Source organism: Helicobacter sp. MIT 00-7814 (assembly GCF_003364115.1).
GTDB lineage: Bacteria > Campylobacterota > Campylobacteria > Campylobacterales > Helicobacteraceae > Helicobacter_F.
Window position 1 is genome coordinate 1 of record NZ_NXLL01000047.1, and the last position, 7,463, is coordinate 7,463.

A 7,463-nucleotide genomic window follows, 5' to 3' on the forward strand; every position below is an offset into this window, starting at 1 on the left:
TTTTATTTAACCCCCCAAACCGGCGTGTCTTACTATATGCAAGAATATTTCGCAAGGGTTAATTGTGTTTTGTTTGGTTTGTAATTTTTGGGGTTTTTGTTTTTTTTTTCTTGAAAAAAAATCTTTTTAGATATGAAAAATTTTTTTTTCCCTATTTCCCCCCCCCCCCCCTATAGGGTTATTTTCTTTGGCACAAGCATCTGCGCTAGATTTCGCAATGCTATAGAGCAACACCGCAGCGTATTTAATGTAGTTTTCATCAGAATTAAGCACTATATGAAACATTTTTAGCCTTTGTTTTGGATTCTCATTTTGGACTTGTTTTGAAACGCGTTTTTGTGGCAAAATTTCTCAATACTCCACCCCGGATTCTCGCAGTTTGTCGCGGATATAGCGCATTTGGATATTTTTATCAAAGCACCATTTTGGCGCAAGCAAACTCTCATCATGCGCGCCAGCGCTTATGCGCTGCACCACGACATTTGGCGGAAGGCGCTTGATAGATTCCACGATGAGATTTGCAAAGCTTTCAAGCTTGATTGGCGTGTATGCCCCGCTTTTATACATTTGCGCAAGTTTAGTGCCATTCACCACATACATTGGGTGGATTTTAATCCCATCAATCCCCCACGCAATCACAGAATCTAGCGTGTGCAACATCATCTCTTCGCTCTCATTTGGCAGTCCATAAATGATATGCGCACAAAGCTTAATGCCCTTTGCGCGCGTTTTTTCAAACAATTCCTGCGCGCCATCAATCCCATGCCCGCGATTAGTTAGCTCCAAAGTCTCGTTATACACGGATTGGATTCCATATTCAAGCCAAATTTCCTTGCCCTCTTTGACATAGCCACCCAAAAGCTCCAAAACCTCATCGCTCACGCAATCAATGCGCGTTCCGATACTTAGCCCCACCACATTTGGCAGGCTTAGCGCGCAGTCATAGAGTGCTTTTAGCGTGGAAAATGGCGCGTAAGTGTTGGTGTAGGACTGAAAATAAATCATATATTTTGCAATGCCAAATTTTTCATTATGAAAATCCGCATGCCATTTATACTGCCCTTTGAGCTGGTCGAGCTGTTTTGACAAAAGCGGATTTTGGGTAAGGGAAAAATTCATTTTCACACTCGCGCGCTCATTGAGCTTGACTAAACTTGGCGAAAAAGATTCATTATCGCAATAAATGCACCCGCCTTTTGCCACGCTCCCATCGATATTAGGACAGGTAAAGCCGGGTAGAGAAATTGGGATTTTCCTAACCCTCGCGCCAAAACGCCTCTTAAAATACCTTCCGATAGTTAAAACAATACGCACAACTTATTCCTTGAAATAATTTATAAGTTCCGCCTCAAATTTGCTTATATCTTTTAATTCTTTTAGAGTTAGGGTAAGTTTTAAATTAACTACATTACCCGGATTCATTTGCACTAGCTGTTTTTCTTTATTATTGATGCTTATAAATTCACGCCGTGCTTTATGATCATAGCGATAGTCTCGCTTTTTATCAATAATATAATAATGCAAACTTTGGGTAGTAAGACCCAATAAAATAATGAAATCATAATTGTATTTTGGATTAATGCCATTAAATTGAAAAGTATTGTTATTTAGCCCTTTCCGTGCGGTCTTAACCTCAATTTTTTTACCATTTGAAAGCAGGTCAAATTCATCATGGATTACCTCGCCACCTACTTCATCGAGAGGTAAACTTAGCCTCTTAAAAACCTCCTTTATAAATTTTTCACCGATTTGTCCTATTGCATTACCCTCAAAATGTAAAATTTTTTCAAAAATTCCATTTTTTTGTTTTGCCTTAATTTCGTCATACTTTTGCTCTATAAGCTCTAATAAAATATTTTCTAATTCCATCAAAATCCCTCGTCTTTCAATAGTTTAAAGATATGTGATTTGCCAATATGACGGCAACCATTTGTAGCAAGTGAGCTATATTTAAGCCAGTCAGCCTTTAAAAATAACTCATCTAGTTTCTTTTTAGGGGCATTTTCATTGTAAATTATTGCAATACCGCTTTTATATTTCACGCTTTCAAACTCATTTACTACCGCATTTTGTTTAAAAAATGTACTTGAAAGATAAAAATTTGCTTTTTTATTAAATATCCACTCCTTACCGCACTCTCTATTTTTAGCCAAAGATACGGTTACAACACGTAAAATTGCACTATATGGCTCTTCTTTTTCTTTTTGTTTATACCAACTAAACTCACTTGTATCACGCTTGTAGTTTTTACTCCAAATTTGAAAACAAGCTTTAACATCCTTTTCTTTGCCACTTTTTAGATAAAAAGAGTTAGTAGGTAGAACCTCCTCGTGCAAAAGATGAAAATCTTTAACGCGGTAACGCACTGAACCCTTGCCCAAACTTTGAAAAAACATAGGCAGTATAAAACACACAAAATCAGCCCCCACGCAATGCTTAATAAATTCTAAAGCTAAAACACCCCGATGCCCAAAAGGTGGATTACCAATAACGATTAAAGGCTTTTGGGGTAATTCATAGGTCAAAAAATCAGTCTTTAAAATATCAAATTTACTTTCATTTATATCAATACCAATTTTATTTTTGGGTAAAAGCGTATAGAAGCAACCATCTCCCACACTAGGTTCTAACCAGGTGTATTTGTCTATATTTTCATACTTTGAAATAATCTTTTGTGCTTTATTAAAAAGGGCTTTTGCAACTTCAGGTTTTGTAAAATATTCATCAAATTTATTATTTTTATTTTCTCTCATTGCTCCACCATTTACATATTTTAATAAATTTTCATTAAAACAAATAGACATGAATCCTTCCATATTTTAAGATTTTTGTGATAAAAGATAGGAATCAATGTATTTCCCATCAAAGCATGCCTTGCAGAATCCGCTCCCGCCCACAGCGCAATCAAGCGCGCTCAAAGACAAAAAGCCCAAATAATCCGCGCCAATATATTCGCGCACCTCTTCAATGCTCTTGTTCGCGCAAATAAGCTGCTTCTTATCCGGCGTATCCACACCATAAAAACAAGGGCTAATCGTAGGCGGTGCGGAAATTAACATATACACCTTTCGCGCGCCTGCTTTGCGCAGAATCTGCACGATTTGCTTACTCGTCGTCCCGCGCACGATAGAATCATCTATCACAATAATATCTTTTCCCGCAATAAGGCTACTTATGGGATTGAGCTTTAGGCGCACTTTGAGTTCCCTGCCCTGCTGTGTGGGCTCGATGAAAGTCCTGCCAACATAGTGATTGCGGATAATGCCTAGCTCAAAATCAATCCCACTCTCTTTAGAATACCCAAGTGCCGCTGCCACGCCAGAATCTGGCACAGGGATCACCATATCTGCTTGCAATTTATGCTCTTTGGCAAGTTGCGCGCCCATATTTTTGCGGATTGTATAGACATTTTTCCCATATACTTGACTATCAGGGCGCGCGAAATACACATACTCAAACACGCAAGGCGCGCTTTGTGGCTCATAAACTTGAATGCTTTTTGGCTCGCATGTGCTAAGTGGCGTATAAGCGCCCTCAAAAATCAGCATTTCGCCCGCCTTCACATCGCGCACATACTCCGCACCTATCAAATCAAATGCGCAAGTCTCACTCGCCACGATATAGCCGATACTTCCATCGTCATTTGTGATTTTGCCCAAACTTAGCGGACGCAAACCATACCTATCGCGCACCACAAACATTTTAGAGCGTGAGAGAAACAAAAAGCAATACGCCCCATCAACAAAACTTAGCGCATCGATGATTCTATCCACCAAATGCGCTTTTTGCGAATGCGCGATTAGGTGGATAAGATTTTCGGTGTCCAAATGGCTTTGGAAAATCGCACCTTTTTTGATAAGCTCCTCGCGCACACTTTTGGCATTAGTGAGATTACCATTGTGCGCGATGGCGATTTCACCAAGCGAGTAGCGCGCAAAAACAGGCTGGGAATCATTAGCAGAATCCGCGCCCGCAGTAGCGTAGCGATTATGCCCGATGCTTGAGTTTCCTTGCAATTTATTAAGCTTTGCCTCATCAAAAACCTTGGTAACCAGCCCATTTCCCTTAATAGTGGTAATTTGCGTGCCATTTGCGGTGCTAATCCCGCTTGCCTCCTGCCCTCTGTGTTGCATTGCAAAAAGCGCGTAGTAGCTTAAAAGTGCGGAACGCTTGACATTGTAGATTCCCACTACGGCGCATTCCTCATTCCATTCGTGCTGCCATTCCTTTTGCCATTGTTTTTGTGGCGCGCTTTGTAATTCTTGCAGTTGCGCTTGTTGAGATTCTCTTTGCAAAGGCGTTTGACACGCGCATTGCGCTTTGTGTTGTTGTGTATGTTGTTTTTTCACGCTTGCACCTTTAGGCTTGTGATAAATTGCGGATTCTATAGCAAATTGATTAATCTGCCCCTTAAACTCACGCTTGCACCTCTACGCACATTGGCGTGTGGCTTGGGTAGATGAGATAGCCGACACTTTTGCGCCCAAATAGCGCACTCAAAAACTCCATATAGCCCCGCACCTGCGCGTAATGCTCCTCTTTTGGCAAATGCGCGCTTTTATAATCAAGCACATATTGAGAATCTTCACCCATTATCAGCGTATCAATGCGCCAAAAACGCCCATTTGCGATAAACGACACCTCCGCATACGCATTTCCCAAAGACAATAAACGCGCAAACTCGCCCTCCTCTTTCGCCTGCAAAAAGCGCGCAAATACGGAATCTAGGCTACTTTGAGGCAAAATAAAGCCATAAAGGTTTTTGATGATATGGTCGATAGAGTCATTCAATGTATCGCCTTCGCGTTCATACTCGGCATTTTTTGACTTCTTGGATTCTGTAGATTTTGCAACGCCTTTGGCACTTTGCAAATCCACACGCCAACGCGCACTTAAAAAATACTCAAAACAGCTATGTAGCGCCTTTCCATAGGTGATTGCTTGAAGTGAAAAATCCTGCATTATCGCTTCTTGCACGCTTTTATCTTGCACAAACTCACTTTGCACACCTAGCTTTGGCAAGCGCACGCATTGCAAGCTCGGCTGTATTTCCTGCGTTTTTTGCACTGCATTTGTCGCTAGCGCACCAGATTCTAAAGGCGTGAGATTAAGTATATCAAAGCGCGAAGTGGCACTACTGCCCTTTTCCTTAAGTTTTTTTAGCACAATAAGGCTTTGCTTCGCCCTTGTGAGCGCGACATAGAGGCGGTTTAGCTCTTCAGTAGATTCCAAATCTTTGGCTTTTTGTCGCGCGCGCGCATAAGGGACATTAAGATTCTCGCGTCCAGCTTGTTTGTAGTAAATATTTTTTAGCGTAATATCCTCATATTCATACAAAAATTTGCCCTTATCGCCCGACTTCCTGCCAATCCTATCACACACGATTAAGTGCTCAAACTCCAAGCCCTTAGACTTGTGGATTGTCATAATTTTGACACCCTTTAGGCTTTGCTTTGGCGTTGGAATTGTGTAGCTTTGGTAATTTTCCAAAAATTCCTCCAAGCTCTCAAACTCACATGCGCACTCCAAAAACTTCGCGCTCATCACGCCTCCGAGCTTAAGAGATTCTATAATCTCAAATACATAGCGCCCAAAGTGCGAGCGTGGCTCAAACTCTGGCAACTCCAGCGCGTCATTGATATTTAGCCCCAAAAGTTTTTTAGCATTGAGCAAATTAAGCTCGTTTTTGCTCTGCGTAAAGCGCAAAATCTCTAGCAACGCATTACAAGGAAATCGCGCGAAAAACTCACTGCTACTTTCCGTCAGCACGGCAATTTGTGGATTATGCGCTTTGATTGTGTCGCTCAAATTTTGCGCTTCATCATTTTTAGCCACCAAAATCGCAATATCATCTTGAGAAATCCCAGAATCTAGTAGTTCGCACAAACACTCATAAATGCGCTCATACGCATCATCATACGCCACCTCGCGCACGCTGACATAGCCACCGCTCGCATTTGTGGTGCTAGGAAGCTTTTGGGGGATATAGTCTTCATACAATGGCGCAAAAACGCTATTGACAAACTCCACAACGCGCGCGCTTGAGCGGTAATTAAAATGCAGATTCTCAACCTTGAGATTTTTTGACGCGCTATCAAACACGCCCGAAAAGCCCCCGCGGAATCCATAAATACTCTGCTTCTTATCTCCCACCATAAATACACTGCGCTCATTTATGCGCCCATTGCCAGAGAGAATTTCCTCAATCAAAGGGCGCAAAATCTCATACTGCAAAATGCTCGTATCCTGAAACTCATCAAGCAAAATATGCGTAATCTTGTCATCAAGGCGGAAGTAAAAAAACTCCCAATCGATATTTTGACGCAGCAGCTCGAAGGTTTTTTCACTCACATCATCAAAGCAAAGCGTGTTATTTGTGCGCAAAAAGCGGTTTTTCGCCCTTTTATACGCGCCTACATATTTAGCAAGATAAGAAAAAATACGCGCTTCCTTAAGCAAAGCATATTGCAATAAAAGCTCTTGCAAGCGCCTATCAAGCGGGATTAGGTGCGTAAGATCGCTTTGATATTTTTTAAAATAGCTATGTGATTCAAACTGATACACCCAATTTTCTGCCATTACTTGACTTGCTTTTAATCCTTGTTTATTTAATGTCCTTAGCAGATTCTTATTATTTGATGACCATGGGAATTTGAGAATCTCCGTTCGTAAAAATTCAAAAATTTCTTCAATCTCTTTTGCAATCGCGCTAAAATCACCACTTGCCTCGCGCTTTGGGATATCGTTGCTTTGAGATAAAAGATATAAAAATGTGCTAAGTCGCAAATCCTGCTCGAGCAACAAGGACAAAATATCCTGCCTTTGGCTTTGGGAAAGCGATTCTAAAAACAGCGCGTCAATCTCGCTATTGCTATAACTGCCGATTGCAAAGTCATTCCCCACGCCCGCATACCAGCAAAACTTCTGCAAAATGCTATAAAAAAACGCATCAATTGTCGTAATGCGCACATTTGCCTGCAAAAATTCCTCATAAATCGCGCCCAAATTTTGCGTCAAAAATTCCGCGCTCACACCCTCTTTTTGCAATTCTTTGAAAATATCATCATCTTGCAAACGCCCATTTTTGCACGCGCTCAACAAATCCCTAAGATTTTTTGTAATGCGCTTTTTCATCTCATTTGCGGCTTTTTTGGTAAAAGTGAGCGTGAGAATCTCCCAAGGCTTCGCCCCAGCGCAAAGCAAATAAATATAGCGAAGCGAAAGCGCGAAAGTCTTGCCACTCCCCGCACTTGCCTTGAGTGCTAAAAACTGCTGCATAATGCTTATTCCTTTCTATGTATCACTTACAAATCTCGCTTTTGTTTTATCTTACTTTTCCGCGCGTATTTTACCTTGTTTTGATTGATAAATGCGGGATTTTGCAATCAAAGGAATTTCAGTTACGCGTAAGCGTAACCCTTAAAAAGCGTTGTCGGGGGTTTAGGGGTGCAGGGGGATAAGGG

Annotated in this window: 6 protein-coding genes; all 6 read right to left on the reverse strand. The window is 41.2% G+C overall.

Annotation, left to right across the window (positions count from 1 at the left end; translation table 11 throughout):
- Positions 1–126: 126 nt before the first annotated feature.
- Complete coding sequence (locus tag CQA49_RS10145; RefSeq protein ID WP_181882663.1) at positions 127–285, reverse strand: hypothetical protein; 159 nt, start codon at positions 283–285, stop codon at positions 127–129.
- Positions 286–351: 66 nt separating this feature from the next.
- Positions 352–1,314, reverse strand: coding sequence for a TIGR01212 family radical SAM protein (locus CQA49_RS09495; RefSeq protein WP_115575715.1), 963 nt, complete (start codon positions 1,312–1,314; stop codon positions 352–354).
- Positions 1,315–1,317: 3 nt separating this feature from the next.
- Entirely contained in the window at positions 1,318–1,869 is a 552-nt protein-coding gene (locus tag CQA49_RS09500; protein WP_115575716.1) for a restriction endonuclease, read from the reverse strand.
- On the reverse strand, positions 1,869–2,804 hold the full coding sequence (locus CQA49_RS09505) for an SAM-dependent methyltransferase (protein ID WP_181882664.1): 936 nt from the start codon (positions 2,802–2,804) through the stop codon (positions 1,869–1,871). Before CQA49_RS09505 ends, CQA49_RS09500 begins: the two co-directional genes overlap by 1 nt.
- Positions 2,805–2,819: 15 nt before the next feature.
- Positions 2,820–4,268 carry an amidophosphoribosyltransferase gene (gene purF / locus CQA49_RS09510; protein ID WP_115575719.1) on the reverse strand — a complete coding sequence of 483 codons (1,449 nt, stop codon included), beginning with the start codon at positions 4,266–4,268 and terminating at the stop codon, positions 2,820–2,822.
- A 148-nt stretch (positions 4,269–4,416) separates the two neighbouring features.
- Positions 4,417–7,278 (reverse strand): RecB-like helicase, encoded by a 2,862-nt coding sequence (locus tag CQA49_RS09515; protein ID WP_115737553.1) that lies wholly within the window; start codon positions 7,276–7,278, stop codon positions 4,417–4,419.
- Positions 7,279–7,463 lie beyond the last annotated feature (185 nt).